The sequence below is a fragment of the Salinispora cortesiana genome (genome assembly GCF_000484695.1).
In the GTDB taxonomy this organism is placed as follows: domain Bacteria; phylum Actinomycetota; class Actinomycetes; order Mycobacteriales; family Micromonosporaceae; genus Micromonospora; species Micromonospora cortesiana.
On the sequence record NZ_AXVR01000009.1, the window covers coordinates 21,061 to 44,143 of the forward strand.

Here is a 23,083-nt window from a genome sequence, read left to right on the forward strand (position 1 = left end):
TTGGCTGGGATCGGTCAGCCGGCGCTCGAGTCGACCGCCGGGGTGGCCGACCCGGTGGTGGTCGGCGTCGTCGCCGGCTCGGTGACCGTCAGGCTCTGGATGACCACGTCATCGTCCTTCGGCTTGACCTTCGCTCCGCCCGCATTCTCCACGGTCGGCAGCGCACCGATCTTCTCGACCGTATCCACTCCACCGGTGACGCTGCCAATGACCGTGTACGCCGGGTCGGCGGTCGTGAAGTCCTTGAAGAAGATCAGGAACTGACTTCCGTTGGCGCCGGGCCTGTTACCGACCATCGCGACCGTGCCCTTCGGGTAGGTCGCGGGCTGGTCGGACGCAGGGCTGGCCGAGGCCTCCGCCGGGGTGGGAACGTTTTCGTCATAGAAGGAGTAGGCGGGTCCGCCCAGTCCGGTGCCGCTCGGGTCGCCACAACGCACCGCACCCTCGGTGGTGATTTCGTGGCACTTCGTGTTGTCGTAGAAGGAGTTCGCCGCCAGGTGGGAGATGCTCGCCACGGCGCACGGGGTGGCGGCAGTGTCCAGCTCGGCGGTGACCGGGGCGCCCTGGTTCGTGACGACCGTCATCGTCCGGACCCCCTCGGTCGGTAGCCCGGTGGTGGCCGGTGTGCCGACGTCGGTCAGGTTGGTGTTGGCGGTGGCGTCCTCCGGGGTCCAGAGGCAGAGCTCCTCGGCCGCGGTGTCCTCGACCGGGTCCCGATCGAAGGCGCCCAGCGCCCAGGCGGAGCCGGCCACGATCAGGGCGAGGACGACTGCGACGCCCACCCCGGCCTGGACCTGCCGTCGGCGGCGGGCCCGAGCGGCCCGCCGGGCCAGCTGTCGGTCGAGTTTTGCCCGCGCCAGTTTGCGCTGCCGATCCCTGCTGGAGGCCACCCGCGCTCCCCTTCCTCTACCCTGGTTCCGTGACGGGCGGCCCGACCGTTGGTCAGGTGTGCCATGCCACACGCCCGCCAGAGTGTACGGCCAGTGGCGGGGATTGTCGTGTACGAGGTGGCGCGGTGGTGACTCGCGGAGCTTGCTGCACCCACCACCGGGCCGCACCGCGCGAGATCGGTTGCTTCGGCGACTAGGCTCAGCAGACGACCTGACACTTCGAGGGAAGGGAGCCGTCGTGCTCGTGGCCGGTTTTCCCGCGGACGCCTTCGGCACCAACTGCTATGTGGTCGCCACGGCGCCGGGGGAGCAGTGTGTGGTGGTCGATCCCGGCATCGGGGTACTCGACCGACTCGACGCCCTGCTGGCCGAGCACCGGCTGCATCCGGCCGCCGTCCTGTTGACCCACGGCCACCTCGACCACACCTTCTCCGTCGCACCGGTCTGCGGTGCGCGTGGGGTCACCGCGTACGTCCACCCGGCCGACCGGGAACTCCTCGCCGATCCGGCGAAAGGGCTCTCGGCCGACCTGGCCGGGCTCTTCGGCGGCCGGCTGCCGTACACCGAGCCGGCGGACGTCGCTGCACTGACCGACGGCACCACCCTCGACCTCGCTGGGCTGGAGATCACCGTTGACCACGCGCCGGGCCATACCGGCGGGTCGGTGCTCTTCCGGTTGCCCGGCGCGGGCTCCCGCTGGGAGGCGGACGAGATCTGCCTCTCCGGGGACGTGCTCTTCGCCGGCTCGATCGGCCGTACCGACCTGCCGGGCGGCAGCCATCCGACGATGCTCGCCAGCCTGCGGAGCAAGATCCTCCCGCTGGCGGACGACACGGTCGTGCTGCCCGGCCACGGTCCCACCACGACGATCGGCCGGGAACGCGCCGCCAACCCGTACCTCCTCGAGGTGGCGGGCGAGCCGGCGCGACCGGCGGCCCCTGCCCGCGGCCTGTAGCCGCCGCATCCTCTTCCCCGCGTGGACCGCGCGGGGTTCGCGAACGGAGCACCATGAGTAAGCCCACGCCGATCTCCGGCTTTCCGGAGTGGACGCCTGCCCAGCGGATGATCGAGCAGTACGTCCTGGAGCGGATCCGGGACACCTTCGAGCGGTACGGGTTCGCCCCACTGGAGACCCGCGCGGTGGAGCCGCTTGACCAGTTGCTGCGCAAGGGGGAGACCTCCAAGGAGGTCTACCTGCTCCGGCGGCTGCAGGCCGACCCCGACGGACCGACCGGCGACGACGCGCTCGGCCTGCACTTCGACCTAACCGTGCCGCTCGCCCGGTATGTGCTGGAGAACGCCGGCAAGCTCCAGTTTCCGTTCCGCCGCTACCAGATCCAGAAGGTGTGGCGGGGCGAGCGACCACAGGAGGGCCGCTACCGGGAGTTCCTGCAGGCGGACATCGACATCGTTGACCGGGACACGCTGGCGCCGCACCACGAGGCCGAGATGCCGCTGGTGATCGGGGACGCGCTGCGGTCGCTGCCGATTCCGCCGGTGCGGATCCAGGTCAACAACCGCAAGATCTGTGAGGGCTTCTACCGGGGGGTGGGGATCACCGACCCGGAGGCGGCGCTGCGCGCGGTCGACAAGCTGGACAAGATCGGCCCGGCCCGGGTGGCCGACCTACTGGCCGCCACAGCTGGGGCGACCGAGGCGCAGGCGAAGGCCGTGCTGGCGCTGGCGGAGATCTCGGCGCCGGATGCGTCGTTCGCCGATGCGGTGAATGCGCTCGGGGTCAGTCACCCGCTGCTCGACGAGGGCCTCGCGGAGCTGGTCCAGGTGATGCAGACCGCCGCCGAGCACGCCCCCGGCCTCTGCGTCGCCGACCTGCGGATCGCCCGTGGCCTGGACTACTACACCGGGACCGTCTACGAGACGCAGCTGGTCGGGTACGAGCGGTTCGGCTCGATCTGCTCCGGCGGCCGGTACGACAACCTGGCCAGCGCCGGTGCCGTCGCGTTCCCGGGGGTGGGCCTTTCGATCGGCGTGACCCGGCTGCTCGGCCTGCTCTTCGGTGCCGGGGAGTTGACCATTTCCCGCCCGGTCCCCACCTGCGTGGTGGTGGCGGTGACCAGCGAGGCGCAGCGGGCGGTGAGTAACCGGGTCGCGGAGGCGCTGCGGGCCCGGGGCATCTGCACCGAGGTCGCGCCGAGCGCGGCGAAGTTCGGCAAGCAGATTCGTTATGCCGAGCGGCGGGGCATCCCGTACGTGTGGTTCCCCGGCACGGACGAGGGCGCGGACGAGGTCAAGGACATCCGTACCGGCGCCCAGGTGTCGGCGCGGGCCGAGGTGTGGCAGCCACCCGCGGCGGACCTGCGGCCGGTGGTGAGCTGAGTTCACGTGACCGTCGGCCGCGGTCGGTCCGGGGGTCGGTGTTTCGGCAGGAAGGCGCTGCTTCGGGGCGCATCTGGGATGCTACTGGCGCGGACCGGCGATCGGACCTACGGTGGCGTAAGTTACGCCACCGTAGGGAGACCCGAATGAGCATCCTCAGCGAGACCGCACTCCTGCACGAGCTGGAAGTCGTCGTGGAGAAGAACCTCGACCGGCACCTGTCGATCGCGAAGGAGTGGTTCCCGCACGAGTACGTGCCCTGGAGCGAGGGGCGGACCTTCGACGGTCCGCTCGGTGGGCAGGCGTGGACGCCGGCCGACTCACAGCTGCCCGAGGTCGCCCGCACCGCGTTGATCGTCAACCTGCTCACCGAGGACAACTTGCCCTCGTACCACCACCAGATCGCCACGCTCTTTGGTCGGGACGGGGCGTGGGGGACCTGGGTGCACCGGTGGACGGCCGAGGAGGCGCGGCACGGCACGGCGATAAGGGACTATCTGACGGTGACCCGGGCGGTCGACCCGGTGGCCCTGGAGCGGGCTCGGATGACGCACATGTCGGCCGGCTACCGCAACGCGCACGACGAGGAGATGCTGCACTCGCTCGCGTACGTGTCGTTCCAGGAGTTGGCGACCCGGATCGCGCACCGCAACACCGGCCGGGCCACCGGCGATCCGCTCTGCGAGGCGCTGTTGGCGCGAATCGCCACCGACGAGAACCTGCACATGCTCTTCTACCGAAACCTGCTCGCCGCCTCCTTCGAGCTGGCTCCCAGCCAGACGATGCGGGCGGTGGCCGACGTGTTGGCCGAGTTCCAGATGCCGGGTAACGGCATCGACGGGTTCGCCCGGAAGTCCGTCGCGATCGCCCTGGCCGGCATCTACGACCTGCGCCAGCACCGGGACGAGGTGGTGCTGCCGGTGCTGCGGCAGTGGGACATCTTCGAGGTGTCGGGCCTGAACGCGGACGGCGAGGTGGCCCGGGACCAGATCGCGGCTCATCTCGACGGCCTGGAGCTCGCCGCGTCTCGATTTGAGGAGAAGCGCGATGCCCGTCGCGCCCGGCAGGCGGCTCGAGGCTGACGGCGCCAGGGCGCGGCACCGCCGCCCGGTGCGCGGACCCTTCTTCCGCGCACCCGGCAAACGGCGGTGCGGTAGCCCTGACAGAATGCCGGGGCAGAGACATTCTGCCCCGGAACAGGCTGGAAACGAGGATGCGGCCCCGGGGCGGCCTGGCGATGATGCTGGGCAGATTCATTCCGCAGACGAGGGAGACGCACGCCGTGATCCGTACCCATGACGCCGGAAGCCTGCGCGCGACGGACGCCGGCACCACGGTGACGCTCGCCGGCTGGGTGGCCCGCCGGCGCGACCACGGCGGTGTCATCTTTGTGGACCTGCGGGACGGTTCCGGGGTGGCCCAGGTCGTCCTCCGCGAGGAGGACGCCCACGTGCTGCGCAACGAGTACTGCGTCCGGGTCACCGGCGAGGTGACCCGTCGTCCCGAAGGCAACGAGAACCCGGAACTGGCCACCGGCGAGGTCGAGGTGACGGCGGAGGAGCTGGAGGTGCTCTCCGAGGCGGCGCCCCTGCCGCTGCCGGTGGACGACCAGGTCGAGGCCGGTGACGACGTCCGGCTGCGCTACCGGTACCTGGACCTGCGTCGCAGCGGTCCGGCCAGCGCCCTGCGGCTGCGGTCCGCGGCCAACCAGATCGCCCGTAAGGTGCTGCACGAGCGGGACTTCCTGGAGATCGAGACCCCGACGCTGACCCGCTCGACGCCGGAGGGGGCCCGGGACTTCCTGGTGCCGGTCCGGCTGCAGCCCGGCACCTGGTACGCGCTGCCCCAGTCGCCGCAGTTGTTCAAGCAGCTGCTCATGGTGGGCGGAATGGAGCGGTACTACCAGATCGCCCGCTGCTACCGGGACGAGGACTTCCGCGCCGACCGGCAGCCGGAGTTCACCCAGCTGGACATCGAGATGTCCTTCGTCACCGAGGACGACGTGATCGACCTCGGCGAGGCGATCGTGTCCCGGCTGTGGCGGGAACTGGCTGGCCACCAGATCACTCGGCCGATCCCGCGGATCACCTGGCACGATGCCATGGCTCGGTACGGTTCGGACAAGCCGGACGTGCGCTACGGGGTGGAGTTGACCGAGCTGACCGACTACCTGCGCGGCACCCGGTTCCGGGTCTTCGCCGGCGCGATCGAGGCGGGCGGCTACGTCGGTGCGGTCGTGATGCCCGGCGGTGCGGCGCAGTCCCGTAAGGAGCTGGACGGCTGGCAGGACTGGGCCAAGGCGCGGGGTGCGAAGGGCCTGGCCTACGTGGTGCTCGACGCCGAGACGGGTGAGGCACGGGGCCCGGTCGCCAAGAACCTCTCCACCGAGCACCTGGCGGGTCTGGCCGACGCGGTCGGCGCGAAGCCCGGCGACGCGATCTTCTTCGCCGCCGGCGCGGAGAGCCGGGCGGCTCAGGAGTTGCTCGGCGCGGCCCGGGTGGAGATCGCCCGCCGGGCGAAGCTGATTGACGAGAGCGCCTGGGCGTTCTGCTGGGTGGTTGACGCGCCGATGTTCGAGCGGGTCACCGACCGCGAGGAGGGTGGAGCGAGCGGGTGGACCGCGGTGCATCATCCGTTCACCGCGCCGAACGACGAGTGGGTGGACCACTTCGAGGAGGCGCCGGACCGGGCGCTGGCGTACGCGTACGACATTGTCTGCAACGGAAACGAGATCGGCGGCGGCTCGATCCGTATCCACCGCGAGGACGTGCAGCAGCGGGTCTTCGACCTGCTCGGCATCACGCCCGAGCAGGCGCAGGACAAGTTCGGCTTCCTGCTGGAGGCGTTCAAGTACGGCCCGCCGCCGCACGGCGGTATCGCCTTCGGCTGGGACCGGGTCTGCATGCTGCTTGCCGGCGCCGACTCGATCCGTGAGGTCATCGCCTTCCCGAAGACCCGTGGTGGGTTCGACCCGTTGACCGCCGCGCCGACCCCGATCACCGCGGCGCAGCGCCTGGAGGCGGGTGTGGACGCCCGGCCCAAGCCCGAGGTGCGGGCGCAGGCCGGCACCGCCGGCCCGGCTGCTCCGGTGGCCGACCCCACCTGACCGCCCCTCGTTGGCCATTCCAGTGGCGGCTCGGCTTTGCCGGGCCGCCACTGTCGTGTGCGGCGCCCGGTCGGGCTGAGTGGCGTGGGGCAGTCGAACCCGAGGTCTATGCATAACTTATGTGCAAAACTCTTGTGCATAGAAGTTATGCAAAGATAGTGTGCAAGCATGACTGATGACCGGGAACGGGCCGGGCCGACTCCGCGCGCGGTGCATATCGACCACCGGCAGGTGCGGGTGTTGGCGCACCCCCTACGGATCCGGCTCCTCGGGGCGTTGCGAATGCAGGGCTCCGCGACCGCCACCATGCTGGCCGAACTGCTCGACACCAACACCGGTGCCACCAGCTACCACCTGCGTCAGCTCGCCGACGTGGGGCTGGTCGCCGAGGACCCGGAGCAGGGCGCCGGCCGGCAGCGCTGGTGGCGGGCCGCACACGAGCTCAGCGACTTCGAGCCCACCGACTTCGACGACGACCCGGACGCCCGCGCCGCCATGGAGTGGATCCAGGGCCACCAGGTGCGCCTGCTGACCGAGCAGGCGCAGCGGTGGTACGCGGCACAGAGCCAGTGGTCGTCGGAGTGGCGGGACGCCTTCGGGATGGGTGACGCCTTCCTGACCCTCCCGGTAGACCGGCTGAAGGCGCTCAACGACGAACTCTGGCAGGTCCTGGAGCGCTACCGCGAATCGGCCGACCCGCCGGAGCCCGGCGCCGAGCAGGTTCAGGTCTACCTCGCCGCCTACCCGCTACCGAAGGAGGCGTGATGGCTGCCCTCTCCGTCCAGCAGGTCCGCAACCGCTACCTCATCCTGCTCAGCCTGCGCTGGCTGCCGGTCGGCCTGCTGGTCCCGGTCTTCGTCCTGCTGATGCAGGAGCGGGGCCTCACCCTCGCCGAGATCGGCATGGCGTTCGCGGCCCAGGGTGTCCTCGTCCTCGCGCTCGAGTTGCCGACCGCCGGGCTCGCCGACGCCGTGGGACGCCGACCGGTGCTGGTGCTCGCCGCGGTGGTCAACCTCGCCTCCGTGGCGCTCTTCGTCGTGGCCGACTCGTTCGCCCTCCTGGTAGTGATGTGGGCGTTGCAGGGGGTCTATCGGGCGCTGGACAGCGGCCCGCTCGAGTCCTGGTTCGTGGACAGCACCCTCGCCGCCGACCCCGAGGCCGAGTACGAGCGGGGCCTGAGCCAGGGCGGGACGGCCGTCGGCGTCGCCATGGCGGCCGGTGCCCTGCTCAGCGGCGGGCTGGTCGCGTTCGGCCCGGTCGGCCCGTTCAGCGCGTTGACCATGCCGATCGTGGCCATCGTGGTGCTGCAGATCGTCGGGCTGGTGGCCCTGCTCGCCCTGATGCGCGAGCGTCGTACCACCGCCGGGTCGTCGGCGCTCCGCGAGTCGATCGCGGAGGCCCCCCGGATGATCGGCCAGGCGATGGGTCTGCTCCGCCGCTCCCGGGTGCTGCTCGCCCTGCTCTCGGTCGAGCTCTTCTGGGGCTTCGGCATGGTCACTTTTGAAGCTCTCCTGCCGGTCCGGCTCGCCGAGGTGCTCGGCGACTCCGATCGAGCCGGGGCGCTGCTCGGGCCGGCAACCATGGTGGCCTGGCTCGCGAATGCCGGCGGCGCGGCGGCGACCCCGCTGCTCACTCGGTGGCTGGGCGCCGCGCCCGCCGCGGCGCTGCTGCGGATCGCGCAGGGCATCACCGTGGTCGGGATGGCGCTGCTCGCCGGTCCGGTCGGCGTGCTGATCGCCTTCGTCGTGTGCTACGTCGTGCATGGCGCCTCGAACCCGTTGCACATGGGGCTGGTGCACCGGCAGGTCGACGGGCCGTACCGAACCAGTGTGGTCTCCCTGAACTCGATGGTGTCCATGCCTGCCGGTGCCGCTGGCGGGATCCTGCTCGGCCTGGTCGCCGACCGGGCCGGCGTCAGTGTCGCGATGCTGGCCGGCGCGGTCGTGCTCGCGATCGCCGCGCCGCTGTACCTGCCCGCCTGGCGGGCGAGCCGCGATGGTTCTCCCGCCCCGGTCGGTGCGCCGACGGCCGGCGCGTCGTCCGAGTCCCCGGCGACCCAGCCCGAGGGGTCGGCGCCGGTCAGCGGAGAGCCCGCCGTGCCTCCGGCCCACGCGGGTGACCCGACCACCGGCGCGGGCGCGGCTCGGGGCTGATGGTGGTGCCACCGGCCGCATTGCGCGGCCGGTGGCACCGGCCGGACCGCAAGGGGCAGGTCAGCTCCGCCCGGCGGCGCTGATTCTGTCGACCCCGGCCGCGCCCGGTACTGTTCCCGTGATGGATCCCGACGCCCTCTTCTCCTTCGGAGAGCCCGCCGCCGCGGCTGTCGCGCCCGCGGGTACTGCCGGCGTGGCTGGGTTCGCGCCGGTCGGCCAGGATGCGCCGCTGGCCGTCCGGATGCGCCCGACCGGGCTCGACGAGCTGATCGGCCAGGACCACCTGCGTGCTCCCGGAGCGCCGTTACACCAACTCGTCTCCGGGGCCGCGCCGATGTCGGTGATCCTCTGGGGGCCACCCGGCAGTGGGAAGACCACCATCGCGCACCTGGTGGCCGGAGCCACCGACCGTCGCTTCGTGGCGATGTCGGCGCTGAACGCCGGGGTGAAGGACGTCCGTGCCGTCATCGACGCCGCCCGCCGGCAGCGCCGCGCCGGCGGCCCGCAGACCGTGCTCTTTATTGACGAGGTGCATCGGTTCAGCAAGACCCAACAGGATTCGCTCCTCGCCGCGGTCGAGGACCGGACCGTCACGCTGCTGGCGGCGACGACCGAGAACCCCTATTTCTCCGTCATCTCGCCGCTGTTGTCCCGGTGCGTGCTCCTCACCCTGCAGCCGCTGGATGACGACGCGGTGCGCAGCCTGCTCCGCCGTGCGGTCGCCGACGGTCGCGGCCTGGGTGGCACGCCCGCTCTCGCCCCCGACGCCGAGGAGCACCTGGTCCGGCTCGCCGCTGGTGATGTCCGCAAGGCGCTCACCGCCCTGGAAGCCGCGGCCGCCTCCGCCACCGCGGTCGGCGCCAGCCGCATCGACCTGTCCACCGCCGAGCAGGCGGTGGACAGCGCCGCCGTCCGCTACGACCGCGACGGCGACAGCCACTACGACGTGACCAGTGCGTTCATCAAAAGCATGCGCGGCTCCGACGTGGATGCGGCGCTGCACTGGCTGGCCCGGATGCTGGTCGCCGGCGAGGACCCGCGGTTCATCGCCCGACGGATGGTCATCTTCGCCAGCGAGGATGTCGGCATGGCCGACCCGGGTGCGCTCGGCGTGGCCACCGCCGCCGCCCACGCGGTGGAGTACGTCGGCCTGCCGGAGGCCCAGCTCAACCTCGCCCAAGCGGTGATCCACCTGACCACGGCCCCGAAGTCGAACTCGGCGACCACCGCTATTGGGGCGGCCCTCGCCGATGTCCGGGCCGGTCGGGGTGGGGCGGTGCCGCGCGGGCTACGGGACGCGCACTATCCCGGCGCCAAGGGGCTTGGCCACGGCACCGGCTACCGCTATCCCCACGACGACCAGCGGGGTGTGGTCAACCAGCAGTACGTGCCCGATGACCTCGTCGGCACCGACTACTACCGGCCCAGCCAGCACGGGGCCGAGCGAGCCGTCGCCGATCGACTGCCGCTGCTGCGCCGGATCATCCGCCGGTCGGCGCCGACGGCTGACCGCCAGCCGGCGGTGGCGCCCTGCGGCACCGGGGCGGGCAACGGCCGCCAACCCGAAGGACCGGGTGACGACGGGGCGCACGAGGGTGGCGCGGACGCCACTGAGGAGGGGCAGCAGTGAAGTCGCGAGGGGCGGACCAGCCCGAGGAGAGCGCCGACCAGCGGCGCAAGGGGCGCCGCTGGGGGCGGGGGAAGGCCGAGGCCGCGGCCGGGGAGCCGGTCACCGGCGAGGAGTTCGGCTGGATCGACGACCTGCGTACGGCGAAGGCGCAGCGGGCCGAGCTGGGTCCGGAGGGCGGGTCCGGCCCGTCCACGCCGCCGCAGCGCCCCGGTGCCGAACCGGGGCCGAGCGCCACCGGTGCTGCCCCGCCCGTTCGGCGAGACGCGCCCGAAGCGCCCCGTCCGCGTCCCGACGCTGGCCGGCGGCCCGGCTCTGCGGAGCCCGCGACCCCTCCGGGGCCTTCCGCTCCTCCCAGGCATGCTCCTCCTGCGTCGCCCGCTCCTCCCGGGCCTTCCGCTCCTCCCGGCCCTGCAGCCCCGCGGGCCCACGGGCGCGGTGGCCCGCCCGGCCCGCCGACCTCCGAGCCGGTCGGCCGTGGCCGCCCGGCAGCGCCGGCGCGTCCGCCGGCCGCCGCGTCCCAGCCGGGCCTCGCCCCGTCGGCCGGCCGGGGTGGACGACGTGGTGCCGGTGAACCGACGGGCGCTCCGGGCACCCCGCCGGCGGTCCCCGGCCGGGCCGGGGACGAGCCAACCGGTGGGATTCCTCCCGCCGCAGGTGGACACCGGGTGCCAGCCGAGGGCGGCAGGTCACCCGGCCACCGTGCCGCCCCGCCGTCCGGTGGTGTCGCCCGGCATGGCCGACGGGAGACGCCGGAGGAGGACACCGTGGTACCGCGTGGCCGTCCGTCCGCCCCCGAGGGCGGTCCGGGGCGGGCCACGCCCGCGGTGAACACCGACATCCCGAGCCCGCGAACCGACAGCGCCGACCCGGCCACCAGCGAGGGGCGGCGAGCTCGACCGAAGCGGCCCGCCGACTGGCTACGGCAGGCCGGCCGTACTCCCCACCAGACCGACCCCACGCTGCGTTCCCTGAATCAACCGGCGGTCCCCCCGGGCTCGCCGGTAGCCCCGCGTAGCGGGCCGCCCGCCGGCGGCCGGGGACCCGCTGACGGTTCGCGTTCGGGACCTGAACCGTCCCGGGGCGGTCCCGCAGCCGGGCGAGCGCGGCCCGGCCCCGCCGGTCCGCACCCGACAGCGGCCGGCCCCGCGCGGCCACACCCGCCCGCCGGACCGGCTGCTGAGCGGCCCCGCCCGTCCGCCGCCGCGAGCGGTGCGATCGGTGAGCAGCCTCCGTCTGGCCCGGGCGTTGTCCGTCCGGGCCATCCGGACCAGCCGCCGCCGCCACGAGCTGCCGCCGGGCCGCCGTTGGGCACGGTTGCCCCGCGGCGGGCCGGCCCGCCGACTCCGCCGGTGGGTGGAGCTCATTCGCCCGGCGTAGCCCGGCCCGGCGGTGGCCCGGGCGGTCAACCCCCGATGGTGGCCCCGCCCGGCGCTGTCCGGCCCGGTGATGCGCCAGCTGTTCCCCGGCCCGCGGCGGGGACGGCCCGGCCCGTCGGCCCCCGTCCCAGCGTGGACGAGCGACCGTCGGGTCGCGCGCTGCCGCCACCCCGAGAGCCGGCCCGGGCCACGCCCCCGGGCGTCCCGCCAGCGTCGTTGGACGCCGCGCCGGACGGGTCGCCGCGCGGCCGGGCAGAACCGCCCGCGGTCGACACCGCCGCACCGGACGGCCCCGGCGGAGCCCGCTCGTACCTGCGCCGGCAATCGCAGCAGCGGCTCCGGACCGGAGCCCTGGCGCTGGCCAGCATTGTGCTGCTCGGAGTGGTCCCGGCCGTCTTCGGGCTACAGACGCTGAGTCGTGACCCGGTCTTCGACACCCTCGACCAGTTGGCGGTTCCCAGCTGGGCGGCGACCGAGACGGTGGACGACGTCAGTGGCAGTCGCTGGTGTCTGCTGGACTGTCGACTCCGCGAGCGCACCGTGGCCTCGGAACGTTCTCCGGAGGAGACTGTCCAGGTCTACGAGGCGTCGCTGCGGGGGGATGGCTGGCGGCCGTGGCAGGTCGACCGTTGCCCCGAGCAACCGGCGAAGGGCAGCTACACCTGCTGGCGACGGGATGAGCTGACCCTCGATCTGTGGGTACGCGAGCCCGCCTGCGTGCCGCCGCCGGTCGATGGTGAGCCGGCGCTCGTGCCGTCCCCGGATCCGTCGACCCAGGCGGCGGAGTGCACCGGTTCGTTGGTCTCGGTGAAGGTGCGAAGCGCCATCGACGATGACCGGACGCGACCGCAGCCGAGCACCGACCCGTCGCTCACCGGTGAGGATCCTTTCCCGACCGTGTCTGAGGATCCGCTCGGTGAACAGACCCCCTCACCATCCTGAGGCGGTCTCCATCACGGACGGTAGGGTCTGGGCTGGCAGGCCCGCCTGCCTCCGGCAGACCAGTGGCCGGGGCGCGCGGCACGGGTGTGGGGACGACGGCGGCTTGCTCCGAACGTCCGGTGCCCGCTGATTCGGCTTGAGGAGGACAGGCGTGGACCTTGGAGAAGTCGCGGCGCTGATCGCGGCGATCGCGTTCGCGATGTTGGTGTTGATCCTGGTGCTGCCGATCCTGCGGCTGCGGCACACGGTTGATGCGGCCACCCGGATGATCAACGACGTCAATGACCGCACCGCGCCGCTGCTCGGCGAGGTCAATACCACGGTGAAGAATGTCAACACCGCGTTGGATCAGGTGCAGACCTCGTTGGATGGGGTGAATCTCCAGCTCGCCAAGGTCGATACCATGACCAGCCACGCGCAGAACATCACCGCCAACGTCGCCAACCTCGCCACGATCGTCTCCGCCGCCGCCGCGAGCCCGCTGGTCAAGGTGGCCGCCTTCGGCTATGGCGTGCGTCGGGCCACGGCCGCCCGCCGGCATGCGGAGACCGAACGTGAGGTGCGGGACACCATTAAACAGCAACAGCGAGGCCGTCGGCGCGGTCGCCGCTGAGCAGCGCCGGGGCGCGCAGGAGGGGGAGAGCATGAGGCGGTTGTTCTGGCTGGGCATCGGGCTGGCCGTGGGCGTGCTGGTGGTCCGCAAGGCCACCCGGACGGCCCAGGCCTACACGCCGGCCGGGATCGCCGGCGGGCTGTCCGAATCCGCTGGCGGCCTGGCCGAGTCGGTACGTAGCTTCGTGTCGGACGTCCGGATCGGAATGGCCGAGCGCGAGCAGGAGATTCACGAGGCCTTCGCGCGCGGCGAGGCGTTTGACGACAACGTCGCCGACCTGCGGGGATATCCGCACACCGGTGACCGAGACACTTTCCCGGAGGAGCACCAGCGATGAAGACGGCGGAGATCAGGCGGCGGTACCTCGCGCACTTCGAGGCGAACGGTCACGCCGTGGTGCCGTCCGCTCCGCTGCCCGCCATCAGCGATCCGAACCTGCTGTTCGTCGCCGCTGGCATGATGCAGTTCATCCCCTACTTCCTGGGGCAGCAGACCGCGCCCTACAAGCGGGCCGTCAGCGTGCAGAAGTGCCTCCGTACGCCGGATATCGACGAGGTGGGCAAGACCAGTCGGCACGGCACGTTCTTCCAGATGAACGGCAACTTCTCGTTCGGGGACTACTTCAAGGACGAGGCGATCCGGCTGGCCTGGGACCTGTCCACCAAGCCGGTTGACGCCGGGGGGCTCGGGCTCGACCCGGAGCGAATCTGGCCGACGGTCTACCACAACGATGACGAGGCGTTCCAGATCTGGCGGTCGGTCGGGGTGCCGGCGGATCGGATCGTGCGTCGCGGCAAGGCCGACAACTTCTGGTCGATGGGCATCCCCGGCCCGTGTGGGCCGTGCTCCGAGCTGTTCTACGACCGCGGCCCCGCGTACGGCCCGGAGGGCGGCCCGGCGGTTGACGAGGACCGCTACGTGGAGTTCTGGAACCTCGTCTTCATGCAGTTCGAGCGGGGGCCGGGTGCCGGCAAGGAGGACTATCCGATCCTCGGCGACCTGCCGGCGAAGAACATCGACACCGGGATGGGCCTGGAGCGGATGGCCTCCATCCTTCAGGGCGTGGACAACCTCTACGAGATCGACGAGGTGCGGCCGATCCTGGCCAAGGCCGCCGAGCTGACCGGCAAGCGGTACGGCGCGCACTCCAGTCACGTCGCCAGCGAATCGCACCCGGACGACATCCGGTTGCGGGTCGTCGCCGACCATGTCCGTACCGCACTGATGCTGATCGGGGACGGGGTTACCCCGAGTAATGAGGGGCGGGGCTACGTGCTGCGCCGCATCATGCGTCGGGCGATTCGTTCGATCCGGCTGCTGGGCTGGCAGGAACGGGCGATGCCCGAGCTGCTACCGGTGGCCCGCGACTGCATGGCTGCGTCGTACCCGGAGCTGGCGACGGACTTCGGCCGGATCGCCGACTACGCGTACGCGGAGGAGGATGCGTTCCTGTCCACGCTGCGCGCCGGCACCACGATCCTGGACACCGCCATCGCCGAGACCCGCACCGCGGGCGGGCGGGCGATCTCCGGAGCGAAGGCATTTCAACTGCACGACACGTACGGCTTCCCGATCGACCTGACCCTGGAGATCGCCAACGAGCAGGGTCTACAGGTCGACGCCGAGGGTTTCCGTCGGCTGATGGCCGACCAGCGGGCTCGGGCGAAGGCCGACGCGCAGGCCCGGAAGACGGGGCACGTGGACCTGTCCGCATATCGGACGGTGCTAGACGAGGGTGGCCCGGTCACCTTCACCGGCTACCAGGAGGTCTCCCGCGAGTCAACGGTGCGGGCGGTGCTCGGTGCGGCCAGCCCACACGCCGCGGCGGTCGAGGGCGAGACGGTCGAGCTGGTACTCGACACCACCCCGTTCTACGCCGAGGGTGGTGGTCAGCAGCCGGATCTCGGCGTGATCACCGTCGGTGGGGGCCAGGTGGAGGTCCTCGACGTGCAGCAGCCGGTGCCGGGGTTGATCGTCCACCGGGCCCGGGTGCTGCGGGGAGAGGTGCGCGTCGGTGAGACCGGCTTCGCCGAGATCGACACCGATCGCCGTCGAGCGATCTCCCGGTCGCACACCGCGACCCACCTCGTGCACCAGACCATGCGTAACTTCCTCGGTGAGTCCGCCACCCAGGCCGGTTCGCTGAACGCACCGGGGCGGCTCCGGTTTGACTTCAACACCCCGACCGGGGTGGCACCGAGTGTGCTGCGGGATGTGGAACAGCAGGTCAACGAGGCGCTCCTGGCTGACCTGGAGGTGCGTGCGTTCGTCACCTCGCTGGCCGAGGCGCGGCGGATCGGCGCGATGGCGCTCTTCGGCGAGAAGTACGGCGAGCAGGTGCGGGTCGTCGAGGTCGGCGACTACGCGCGAGAGCTGTGCGGTGGTACCCACGTGGGCCGCTCCGGCCAGCTCGGCCTGGTGAAGATCCTCTCTGAGTCGTCGATCGGGTCCGGGGTTCGCCGGGTCGAGGCGTTGGTCGGGATCGACGCGTTCAACTTCCTTGCCCGCGAACACCTGCTCGTGGCCCGCCTCGCCGAGCTGTACCGGGTCCCGTCCGACCAGGTCGCGGAGCGGGTGGAGCAGACCGTCACCCAGCTGCGCGACGCCGAGAAGGAGCTGGAGAAGCTGCGCGCGCAGCTGGTGCTCGGCGGCGCGGCGGCCCTCGCCGCCCAGGCGAGCGAGGTGCGTGGGGTGGCGTACGTCGGGACTGAGGCGCCCGAGGGCGCGGCCGGCAATGATGTGCGGACCCTCGCGCAGGAGATCCGTAGCCGGATCGATCCGGCGCGCCCGGCGGTGGTCGCGGTGGCGGCCCGGGCAAACGGCAAGGCTTCGCTGGTGGTGGCGGTCAACCCAGCCGCCCGGAGCCAGGGGCTGTCGGCGGCGGATCTGGTCAAGGTAGCCTTCGCCGGTCGGGGTGGGGGCAGTCCCGAGCTGGCCCAGGGGGGCGGTCTGTCGGCGGCGGAGGCGCCGGGGCTGCTCCGCACGGTCGAGAATGCCATCGCCGGGGCGTAAGGTGCCGGGGGATGCCCGGTGCCGGAGGCGCAGCCCGCTCGTTCTCCCAGGGAGGTGACCATTCGTGGCGCAGTGGTCCCGGGGCGTACGCCTCGGGGTGGATGTCGGACAGGTCCGGGTCGGCGTGGCTCGGTCCGATCCACACGGCGTCCTAGCTACCCCGCTGGTCACCCTCGCTCGGGACCGCACCGCCGCCCCGGAGGCGGTCCCCAGCGACATGGCCGAGCTGGCCGCGTTGGTGACCGAACACGAGGCGGTCGAGGTGGTGGTTGGCCTTCCGGTGAATCTCGCCGGTCGGCAGGGCCCGGCCGCCGTACACGTGCAGGCGTATGTCAGCCGTCTGGTCGAAGTGATTTCGCCTGTGCCGGTGACGCTCACCGACGAGCGGATGTCGACGGTGGTGGCTAGTCGTAGGCTTGCGGAGCGTGGCGTTCGGGGGCGGCGGCAGCGGGCGGTGGTGGACCAGGCGGCCGCGGTGGAAATCCTGCAGAGCTGGCTCGATGCGCAGCGGAGGCGGATGCAATGATCGAGGATCTGGACCCCGGGTTCGATTCGGATCGGGGGGAGAAGGGCCGGCATCGACGCGGCTACGTGCGTAAGCGTAAGCGTCAGCGCGAGCGAGGCTCGGGCGGCGGGCGCGGCAAGACCGTGCTGGCCCTGCTGCTGACCCTGACGCTGCTCGGCGGCCTAGGTGGTGGCGCCTACTACGGCTTCGAACGGATCCAGAACCTGCTCGGCACGCCAGACTACGACGGGGCCGGGACCGAGGCGGTGACGGTCGAGATCCCGGAGGGCGCTCCGATCGCCGCCATCGCGGTCACCCTCTACGAGGCCGGGGTGGTCAAGAGTACCAAGGCTTTCGTCAATGCGGCGGAGGAAAACAGTCAGAGCAAGAATATTCAGCCCGGCCAGTACGAGTTGCGTAGGCAGATGAGTGGCGAGTACGCCGTGGCCGCGATGCTGGACCCGGAGAACCGGGTCGTGAACGGGATCACCGTGCCCGAGGGGCGGACCGCGAAGAGCATCTACAAGCTGCTCGCCGAGGAGACCGAGATCCCCGCGGAGGAGTTCGAGGCGGCGGCGAAGGATCCGCTCGCGCTCGGGGTCCCGGAGTGGTGGTTCAAGCGGACGGATGACCGGACGGTCGAGCCGTCGATCGAGGGTTTCCTCTTCCCCGACACCTACGAGCTTCCCCCGGACCCCACGGCTGAGTCGATTCTCGCGCTGATGGTGGAGCGATTCCTCACCGTCGCCGAGGAGCTGGAGTTCGTCGACCGGGTGCAGAACGAACGCCAGATCGCGCCCTACGAGGCGCTGATCGTCGCGTCGCTCGCCCAAGCCGAGGCGGGCACGCCGGGGGATCTCGGCAAGGTCGCCCGGGTCGCCTACAACCGGGTCTACGGCGACTTCCAATGCAACTGCCTGGAGATGGATGTCACGGTCAACTACTACCTGGAGTTGACCGGCCAGGAGACCAAGGCCTCGGCCGATATGACCCAGGACGAGTTGCTTGACACAAAGAGCCCGTACAGCCGCAAGCTCAAGGGCCTGATCCCCACACCGATCAACAACCCGGGCCAGTTGGCGATGGAAGGCGCCATGGACCCGCCGCCGGGAGACTGGCTCTTCTTCGTCGCGATCAACAAGGAGGGGGAGTCCGCCTTCGCGGAAACCTACGAGGAGCAGCTGCGCAACGAGGAAAAGGCGAGGGAGGCGGGTGTCATCTGAGCGCGTCCGGGCGGCGGTGGTCGGTGCCCCGATCGCGCACTCCCTCTCCCCGGTGATCCACAACGCCGGCTACGCCGCGGTCGGCCTGCACGACTGGTCGTACACCCGCCTCGAGTGCGCCCAGGCGCAGCTGCCGGCTCTGGTCGCCGGCCTCGGCCCGGAGTGGGCGGGGCTCTCGGTCACCATGCCGGGCAAGGAGACGGCGCTCGCGGTGGCCGCGACGGCGTCGCCGGTCGCCGCCGCTGTCGGCGCGGCCAACACGCTGGTCCGCCGGCCGGATGGCTCCTGGCACGCGGACAACACCGATGTCGCCGGCATGGTGGAGGTGCTGACCGCCGCCGGGGTCGGCCCGGAGTCGACGCTGACGGTGCTCGGCGCCGGTGGTACGGCCCGGGCGGCGGTGGCCGCGGCGGCGGCGCTGCAGGCCCGGGCGGTGACCGTGGTGGCCCGGCGGGAGGCCGCGATCGCCGACCTGCGTCCGGTGGCCGCGGCGGTGGGCGTGTCGCTGACCGGAGTTCCCTGGGCCGACGCTGTCGTGGCCTGCTCCGCCGATGTGGTGATCTCGACCGTGCCGGCCGGGGCCGCCGATCCGCTCGCCGCGGCGGTGGCCTGGCGGCCCACGACTGTGCTCTTCGACGCCCTCTACGACCCCTGGCCGACCTCGCTCGCGTCCGCCGCACAGACCGCCGGCTGCCGCGTCTGCTCTGGTCTCGATCTGCTGCTGGCCCAGGCGGTCGGCCAGTTCGAGCAGTTCACCGGGGTGCCGGCGCCCCGTGCGGCGATGGCTGCCGCGCTCACCGCGGCTCGGGCGGGCTGATCCCCACAGCGGCGACTCGTCGCGTGCCAATGGGGGCGAACCGGCGGTGGCGTACGCCGAGCGGGGGAGGCCGGGGCGCTGTCGGAGCGCCGGGGCGGGGCCAGTGGGCAAGTGCCAACCAATCGGTGGATATCGCTGAGGGGGTCGGGCAAGGCACGCTACGCGGGTTCTCACCCTGTGGAGGCTTAGCGTGGCTGGGTTCTTGCTTCGTCGGCGGATTTCGGGTCGCCCTGTTCGGATGTCCGTGATCTGCTGGGTAACCGTCGCCGCCGCGTTGCTCGTACCATCTGCGGCCTCCGCCACCGTCCCGCCGGTGCCCGAGACCCAGATCCTGGTGTCGAGCGATCCGGTGGACGAGACGCCGCACGCCCGCGACGGCGAGGCCCGGGCCTTCGCGGAGATCGGCTCGATGGTGTACGTGGGGGGCACCTTCACCCAGATCCGGCAGGACCCGACCGCGGCATGGGTCAGCCAGCGCTACCTGTTCGGCTACGACAAGGCCACCGGGGCGATCTCGACGACCTTCCTGCCGGTGCTCGACGGTGCGGTGAACTCGCTTGTCGCCGGCCCGAACGACACGTTGATCGTCGGCGGGGCCTTCCGGAACGCCAACGGGGTGTCCCGGAAGAATCTGGTGGCGCTCGACCCGATTACCGGCGCCACCGTCGACAGCTGGGTGGGTCGCTCCGACGGCGGCAACGTGCGGGACATGGCGCTGCACGGCGACTGGCTCTACCTGGCGGGTGCCTTCAACTGGGTGAACGGCACCCCGCACGCCGGGCTCGCCCGACTGCACGCCGGCACGGGGGCGATCGACCCCACCTTTGCCGTCAACGCCACGGTGGGGCGAGGCGGCACCAGTTCATACGTCTGGACCATCGACGTCTCCCCGGATGGGCAGACGTTGGTAGCGGGCGGCAACTTCACCGATGTCAACACTCTGTCGCGGAACCAGATGGCGCTCGTCGACCTCTCCGGCACACCGAGCGTCCTCGACTGGAGCACGGAGAAGTTCGTGGCGCCGTGCGAAGGACGGCCGGCCTTCTCCTACGTGCAGGATGTCCGGTTCGGCGGTGACGGCAGCTGGTTCGTCGTTGGCACCAACGGCGGTTCGGGCTGGCCGGCGGGGTACTGTGACGCGCTCGTGCGCTTCGAGACCGCAGCCCGCGGCGACGGTCAGCTCGGCACCTGGGTGAACTACACCGGTCGGGACACCATCACCTCGGTCGAGGTGGTCGACAATGTCATCTATCTCGGTGGGCACTTCCGTTGGCTGAACAATCCGACCGCACATTGGGGCGGCGCTGGCGACGGTGCCATTGACCGGCTTGGTATCGCCGCGGTCACCCCGGCCACCGGGATGCCGGTGAACTGGAATCCGCGTCGCAGCGGTGGCTCGTCGCTGCCCGCCGGCACCAGTCCGTGGGGCTCCACCGTGCCGGTGCTCTGGCGCGGCAACGACGGGCTCTATTTCGGGCACAACTCCGACGGCATGGGGGGCGAGTACCACGGCCGGCTTGGGATGTTCCCCCGCTCCAGTGGTCGGACGATCACCCCGAAGAACCCGTCGACCGCGACCAGCGGCAATCTCTACCTGGGCATCGGGGAGGGCGAGTTGGCCCGGGTTCCGTTCGACGGCACCGGCATCGGCGCACCGACCATGGTCAGCCAGCCGAACTACACCGGCGCTGGGGCGACCTGGGGAATGAGTGACCGGATCTACTGGGCACACACCGTCGCCGGGACCCCGACGGGCAGCCGGATCGACATCTCGATGTTCCCCGGGGGCGTGATCGGTGTCCCGTGGGAGTCGTCCGGCTACAACGACTGGTTCGACGCGTCGGAGCTGACCGGTGCCTTCTTCCTTGACGGGCGCCTGCACTACACCCGGGCCGACTCCGACGCCCTCCACTACCGGTACTTCGAGACGGACGGGAACTACCTCGGTGCCACCGAGTTCACCCTGCCCACCACCGGGGTCGACTGGTCGACGGTGCGGGGCACGGCCTGGGTGGACGGCAGGATCGTGTACGGAAGCACCGACGGGAACCTGCGTAGCGTCCCCTTCCGGCCGGCGGCCGACCCGGTGGTGGACGGCGCGGAAAGCGTCCTGCTCGTGACCGCGAGCCCGGAGCTGACCTGGTCTACTTCGCGACTGTTCTTCGCTGTGCAGTAAGGCAACTGACTATCGTCGATTATGGTGGATGACTCACGTTGGCTGGCGGTGAGTTGTGCCGTCGTCCCCTGACGGGGGGGGAGATCGTTGCGGAGCATCCGCCGTGGTGTTGGGGTAAGAGCCGGGTTCGCGCTGAAGCGTGGCTGGTACCGGTTGCGCTATCCGAGGCTGAGTCTCGGCCGGGATGTGGAGATCCGGGGGCGGGTCCGGCTACGCCGTGGTGCACGGGTGCGTATCGGTGACCGGACTCGGATCAACAAGCTGGTGCGGTTCGCCGGTCCAGGGGAGGTCCACATCGGAGCCGACTGTCTGTTGAGTGCGACCTGGGTGGGTGCCTGGACCTCGGTCACGGTCGGTGACCGTTGCCTCTTGTCGAACTGTGAGGTGCGGGACAACGACTTCCACAATCTGCGGCCCGAGGTGCGACACGACCCGCCCAGCCCACGTACCCGAGCCCCGATCGTCCTTGAGGACAACGTCTGGATCGGCGCACACGCACTCGTGCTGAAGGGTGTGCGGATCGGCCGAGACAGTGTCGTGGGCGCCGCCACGGTGGTCCGGACGGATGTCCCGCCCCGGGTGGTGGTTATTGGAAACCCGCAACAGACGGTGAAGAATTTCAATGACTAGCGCCGCTGGTGGTGGCTGGACCGCCAACGCCGCCTCCAGTGGGGCGACCGTGGGGCGAACGCTCACCCTGACCGACCTGCTCCGCGTGCCGCTGCACCGGATCCCGGTGCTGGCCGGCGCCGCCGTGCTCGGGCTGCTCGCCGCGCTCGGCTATGTGCTGCTGGTGCCGAGCGCGGTGACCGCCGACGCCGTGGTGGCGGTCCGACCGGTGGTCACCGATGCCTTCACGCCGAGCGGCGCGTCCGCCGACCGCGCGGTGAACATGAACGTGGAGCGTGGCATCGCCACCGGGACCGAAGTGGTGCGGCGGCTGGTGGACGGCACCGGCCGGGACCAGCGTGACGTGCAGGACGCGCTTGAGCTCGAGGTGCCGACCGGTGGCCAGATCCTGCGTTTCCGATTCACCGCGAGCTCACCCCAGGAGGCGGTCGCCGGCGTCAACCTCGCCGCAGCGGCCTATCTGGACGTGCGTCGCACCATGTATGAGCAGCAGCGGGCGGACATCCTGCGCTCGTACGACGAGAGCATCAGCAAGGTTCAGGCGCAGCAGGAGGCGTTGCAACGTCGGATTGCCAGTGCGCGGGAGGGCGAGGCGGAGGCGGCGGTGGCCGAGCTGTCCGGTGTGAACAGCCAACTGGTCCAGCTCGGCTCAGCCCGTACCGAGATCGCGGCGGTCGATGTCAACCCCGGCTGGGTCACCCGCGAGGCGGAGACGAATCTGGTCCCCTCGGGGGGCAATCGACTGCTCCACCTACTCGCGGGACTCCTGGGCGGTGTGCTGCTCGGCGTCGTGCTGGCCTACGGGTGGGAGTCGGTGGACCGGCGCATCCGGTCGGTTGACGACGGCCGGGACGCTACCGGCCTGCCACTGCTCGGTACCGCCCGCGGCCCGAACGCGCGCGGCTCACGGCAGGCCGTGGATGCCGACATCCGGTACGTGGCGATGGCCATCGCTGGGCGGACTCGGGAACCGGCCCGGATCGTGTTGTTGACCACCCGGGGGGATCAGACCGTGCTGAGCGCCGGGCTGGCGGTGGCGCTCGCGGCGACCGGCCGGGAGGTGTACCTCGCCGATGACATCGGTCGCCTCGGACGGTTGCGCAGCGAGGTGCTGGCTGGCGTGGCGCGCCTGCCGGCGGCAACAGCGAACTCCGCCCGGCCGGTGGTGCCGCAGCCGCGCCAGGGCCGAAGGACGGCCCCCGTTGACGAGGTCACCGAGCAGATCACCGTCCGGCGACCCTCCCCCCGCCCGACCGCTCTTCCCCGCCAGACCACCGTCCAGCGCGCGACCGCGGCCGGCCACGTTACTGCCGCCAACGGCCCGGCGCCCAACGACCCGGACGGCACGATCTTGCTGCCCCGGATCGCATCCACCGCGCCGAACAGCGGAAAGAGCGCAGTCGGAGCGCCCGGCGACACGGTGGTGGTCGGCGCCGGCGCCATTCGGTTCGGCACCTGGCGGCAGCGGGCGGCCAGCCGGGTGGTGCTGTTCAACGCCCCGCCGGCGGAGGCCGATGAGCGGGGCGTCGCGGCGGCCCGACAGGGCGCCGCGGTGGTGGTGGTCGAGCAGGACCAGACCCGGCAGAGCGACCTACGTCGGCTGGCGGAGCGGCTGCGAGCGGCCGGCGTGGCTCCCCTCGGCTTCGTCCTCACCCACCGCGGTCGGGGCTGAC

The 23,083-nt window shown here is 71.5% G+C and carries 19 protein-coding genes; 18 read left to right on the plus strand and 1 reads right to left on the minus strand.

Annotated elements, in window-relative coordinates:
- Nucleotides 1-14: 14 nt before the first annotated feature.
- A complete protein-coding gene (locus tag K228_RS0106550; RefSeq protein WP_025617702.1) occupies nucleotides 15-890 on the minus strand; it encodes a peptidylprolyl isomerase in 876 nt (291 codons plus the stop codon).
- Nucleotides 891-1,128: 238 nt separating this feature from the next.
- On the opposite strand from K228_RS0106550, the gene K228_RS0106555 reads away from it, so the two are divergent.
- The 18 genes from K228_RS0106555 (at nucleotide 1,129) to K228_RS0106635 (ending at nucleotide 23,082) form a co-directional block, all read left to right on the plus strand.
- Nucleotides 1,129-1,845, plus strand: a complete 717-nt coding sequence (locus K228_RS0106555; protein ID WP_025617703.1) for an MBL fold metallo-hydrolase — start codon at nucleotides 1,129-1,131, stop codon at nucleotides 1,843-1,845.
- Nucleotides 1,846-1,898: 53 nt separating this feature from the next.
- Nucleotides 1,899-3,227 carry a histidine--tRNA ligase gene (hisS, locus tag K228_RS0106560; RefSeq protein WP_025617704.1) on the plus strand — a complete coding sequence of 443 codons (1,329 nt, stop codon included), beginning with the start codon at nucleotides 1,899-1,901 and terminating at the stop codon, nucleotides 3,225-3,227.
- Between the two features lie 146 nt (nucleotides 3,228-3,373).
- Nucleotides 3,374-4,309: an acyl-ACP desaturase gene (locus tag K228_RS0106565; RefSeq protein ID WP_025617705.1), complete on the plus strand. Its 936-nt coding sequence runs from the start codon at nucleotides 3,374-3,376 to the stop codon at nucleotides 4,307-4,309.
- Between the two features lie 200 nt (nucleotides 4,310-4,509).
- Entirely contained in the window at nucleotides 4,510-6,333 is a 1,824-nt protein-coding gene (aspS, locus tag K228_RS0106570) for an aspartate--tRNA ligase (RefSeq protein ID WP_025617706.1), read from the plus strand.
- 168 nt (nucleotides 6,334-6,501) lie between these two features.
- A complete protein-coding gene (locus tag K228_RS0106575) occupies nucleotides 6,502-7,098 on the plus strand; it encodes an ArsR/SmtB family transcription factor (protein ID WP_025617707.1) in 597 nt (198 codons plus the stop codon).
- Nucleotides 7,098-8,486 carry an MFS transporter gene (locus tag K228_RS0106580; protein ID WP_025617708.1) on the plus strand — a complete coding sequence of 463 codons (1,389 nt, stop codon included), beginning with the start codon at nucleotides 7,098-7,100 and terminating at the stop codon, nucleotides 8,484-8,486. The genes K228_RS0106575 and K228_RS0106580 overlap by 1 nt, the downstream gene beginning before the upstream one ends.
- A 121-nt stretch (nucleotides 8,487-8,607) precedes the next feature.
- Nucleotides 8,608-10,116 (plus strand): replication-associated recombination protein A, encoded by a 1,509-nt coding sequence (locus K228_RS0106585; RefSeq protein ID WP_025617709.1) that lies wholly within the window; start codon nucleotides 8,608-8,610, stop codon nucleotides 10,114-10,116.
- Nucleotides 10,117-11,334: 1,218 nt separating this feature from the next.
- The gene (locus tag K228_RS28200) at nucleotides 11,335-11,493 is read left to right on the plus strand and encodes a hypothetical protein (RefSeq protein ID WP_155251560.1); all 159 of its coding nucleotides are present in this window, start codon (nucleotides 11,335-11,337) and stop codon (nucleotides 11,491-11,493) included.
- A gap of 215 nt (nucleotides 11,494-11,708) precedes the next feature.
- Nucleotides 11,709-12,434, plus strand: a complete 726-nt coding sequence (locus K228_RS0106590; protein ID WP_025617710.1) for a hypothetical protein — start codon at nucleotides 11,709-11,711, stop codon at nucleotides 12,432-12,434.
- A 151-nt stretch (nucleotides 12,435-12,585) separates the two neighbouring features.
- Complete coding sequence (locus K228_RS0106595; protein ID WP_025617711.1) at nucleotides 12,586-13,047, plus strand: DUF948 domain-containing protein; 462 nt, start codon at nucleotides 12,586-12,588, stop codon at nucleotides 13,045-13,047.
- A gap of 31 nt (nucleotides 13,048-13,078) precedes the next feature.
- Nucleotides 13,079-13,384, plus strand: a complete 306-nt coding sequence (locus K228_RS0106600; protein ID WP_025617712.1) for a hypothetical protein — start codon at nucleotides 13,079-13,081, stop codon at nucleotides 13,382-13,384.
- Nucleotides 13,381-16,059, plus strand: coding sequence for an alanine--tRNA ligase (gene alaS / locus K228_RS0106605; RefSeq protein WP_025617713.1), 2,679 nt, complete (start codon nucleotides 13,381-13,383; stop codon nucleotides 16,057-16,059). Before K228_RS0106600 ends, alaS begins: the two co-directional genes overlap by 4 nt.
- A gap of 64 nt (nucleotides 16,060-16,123) precedes the next feature.
- Nucleotides 16,124-16,585, plus strand: coding sequence for a Holliday junction resolvase RuvX (gene ruvX, locus K228_RS0106610; protein ID WP_025617714.1), 462 nt, complete (start codon nucleotides 16,124-16,126; stop codon nucleotides 16,583-16,585).
- Complete coding sequence (gene mltG / locus K228_RS0106615) at nucleotides 16,582-17,787, plus strand: endolytic transglycosylase MltG (RefSeq protein WP_025617715.1); 1,206 nt, start codon at nucleotides 16,582-16,584, stop codon at nucleotides 17,785-17,787. The genes ruvX and mltG overlap by 4 nt, the downstream gene beginning before the upstream one ends.
- Nucleotides 17,777-18,604, plus strand: a complete 828-nt coding sequence (locus K228_RS0106620) for a shikimate dehydrogenase (RefSeq protein ID WP_025617716.1) — start codon at nucleotides 17,777-17,779, stop codon at nucleotides 18,602-18,604. The genes mltG and K228_RS0106620 overlap by 11 nt, the downstream gene beginning before the upstream one ends.
- A gap of 238 nt (nucleotides 18,605-18,842) precedes the next feature.
- The gene (locus K228_RS0106625) at nucleotides 18,843-20,780 is read left to right on the plus strand and encodes a hypothetical protein (RefSeq protein WP_029723389.1); all 1,938 of its coding nucleotides are present in this window, start codon (nucleotides 18,843-18,845) and stop codon (nucleotides 20,778-20,780) included.
- A gap of 87 nt (nucleotides 20,781-20,867) precedes the next feature.
- A complete protein-coding gene (locus tag K228_RS0106630; RefSeq protein ID WP_080671548.1) occupies nucleotides 20,868-21,410 on the plus strand; it encodes an acyltransferase in 543 nt (180 codons plus the stop codon).
- Nucleotides 21,403-23,082 carry a P-loop NTPase family protein gene (locus tag K228_RS0106635; protein WP_025617718.1) on the plus strand — a complete coding sequence of 560 codons (1,680 nt, stop codon included), beginning with the start codon at nucleotides 21,403-21,405 and terminating at the stop codon, nucleotides 23,080-23,082. The genes K228_RS0106630 and K228_RS0106635 overlap by 8 nt, the downstream gene beginning before the upstream one ends.
- Nucleotide 23,083 lies beyond the last annotated feature (1 nt).